The 1,754-nt window shown below is 62.2% G+C and carries 1 protein-coding gene and 1 pseudogene; one reads left to right on the top strand and one right to left on the bottom strand.

Going from position 1 to position 1,754, the window contains the following annotated elements:
- Positions 1-1,143 (bottom strand): annotated as a pseudogene (locus AC1DT3_RS20060) (lytic transglycosylase domain-containing protein); the annotation flags it as partial.
- Positions 1,144-1,382: 239 nt separating this feature from the next.
- On the opposite strand from AC1DT3_RS20060, the gene AC1DT3_RS20055 reads away from it, so the two are divergent.
- On the top strand, positions 1,383-1,754 hold a 372-nt coding region (locus AC1DT3_RS20055), incomplete at its 3' end, for a dihydrodipicolinate synthase family protein (RefSeq protein ID WP_477466971.1).

Here is a 1,754-nt window from a genome sequence, read left to right as displayed (position 1 = left end):
GGCGAGCGAGATCGGCGTCGAGGCACTTTGCGCTGCGGCGGCGAAATGCTTGGCGGCGGCCTCCGAGTTGTTCAGGAAGCGCAGAGCAATCCAACCGGCATGAAACTCCGCCTCGATCTGCTGCGCGGGCGATTCGGCCGCGTGCCGGCTCGCCACGTCATAGGCCAGTTTCGCATCGCCCTTATCGAGGAGATCTCGCGTAATGCGCCGACGCTCGGCCCACCATTCATCACCGTCGACGAGCTGGACCGGATCCTGCGGTGCCTGGGCGAGGAGCCGAGCCGCCTCCTCGAGATTGCCGCTGCGGCGCTGAAACAGGATTCGAGAGAAGAGATAGGAGCAATCCGAGCGCAGATTGGCCGGAACGGCTGCAAAGGCTTTGTCGGCCTTCTTCTTTCCTTGGAACAGAGCCAGCCGCGCCTTGACCAGCGTTGCATAGTCCTTGCCTGCGTAGCCGGCGGCACGCAGGGCGCTGCCCCAACTTTCGCTCAGGAGAAACCGCTCCATGCGGAATCGGTGATCGGCCTGCGTCAGCTCACCGGCGAAGCGGTCCATGATCCTCTCTTCGGTGTCTCCACCGAAGCTGTCCTCCCGCCACACTTGTCGGAGCAGAGCAACGGCATCCTTGTCGTAGCCGTCGGATTTGAGGGCGAGCGCCAGTGCGATACGGCCGTTGACCGTTACCGGCGGCTGAGCGACGAAATATTCGCGAACTTGAGCCGGCGGCTTGCGTGCGGCGAGGAAAGCCTCCTCGGTCCGGCGCCTGAACAGGCTCGATCGCGGCCAGTCGGCATAATCCTTCTGAAAGGTGGCGACGCGGTTGAAGCCGACGGAGATCCCTCCGCGAATCGCGAACCATTCCGCGAGCGCCTTGCCCCCGGRCATCGTCAGCTTGGTCTTGAGGATATCGGCCTCGATGCTGTCCCCGCTGCGATAGGCCTTCAGGATCAGCGGCAAGTAATCCCTGTCACTCAAGGGGACGACGGGCGCGATCTGATCGTCCACCGAGCCAAAGCGGATGCCACTTTGAGGGGCCGCGGACGGGGAAACCGGCGGCGTCCCGCCAGCCTGGGCGGCCGTAAGGCAGCCAAAGGCAAGGGCAACCGAGGCGAGAAGACGGATCGCGAGACGCTGCTGACTCATGAAATCCCCCTTGAACGGCTTTTATTCAAAGTTTGATTGGACGCAAAACCCGCATTGACCTTCGTAAACGACGCACCGGAAACACAATCGTGAGACAACGGCCTTGAGGAAACACTAACAGCCGGGCTAGGACAACATCACGGACCCATGTTTGCGCTAATGGGCCGCACCCCTTATGTGTCCCCCCAGAACTGTCTCCCAGCTACAGAGTTGAGACCTTACCCACGGAGAGCGTCACCATGATTCAATTGAAAGGCTCGATTACGGCCCTCGTGACGCCCTTCAAAAACGGCGCCGTGGACGAAGACGCGCTGCGTGGTCACATCAATTGGCAGATCGAGAACGGCACGAACGGCCTGGTTCCGGTCGGGACGACAGGTGAAAGCCCGACCCTCAGCCACAGGGAACACGAGCGCGTCGTCGAGATCTGTGTCGACGAGGTCAAGGGTCGCGTTCCCGTGATCGCCGGCGCCGGCTCCAACAGCACCACGGAAGCGCTCGGCTTCGCGCRCCATGCCGAGAGGGTGGGGGCAGATGCGCTCCTTGTGGTCACGCCCTATTACAACAAGCCGACGCAGGAAGGCCTCTACCAGCACTTCAAGGCCATCAAC

This window comes from Microvirga sp. P4_G7 (genome assembly GCF_056401005.1).
The sequence above is the reverse complement of the archived record's forward strand: the minus strand, read 5'-3'. Positions and strand labels throughout refer to the sequence as shown.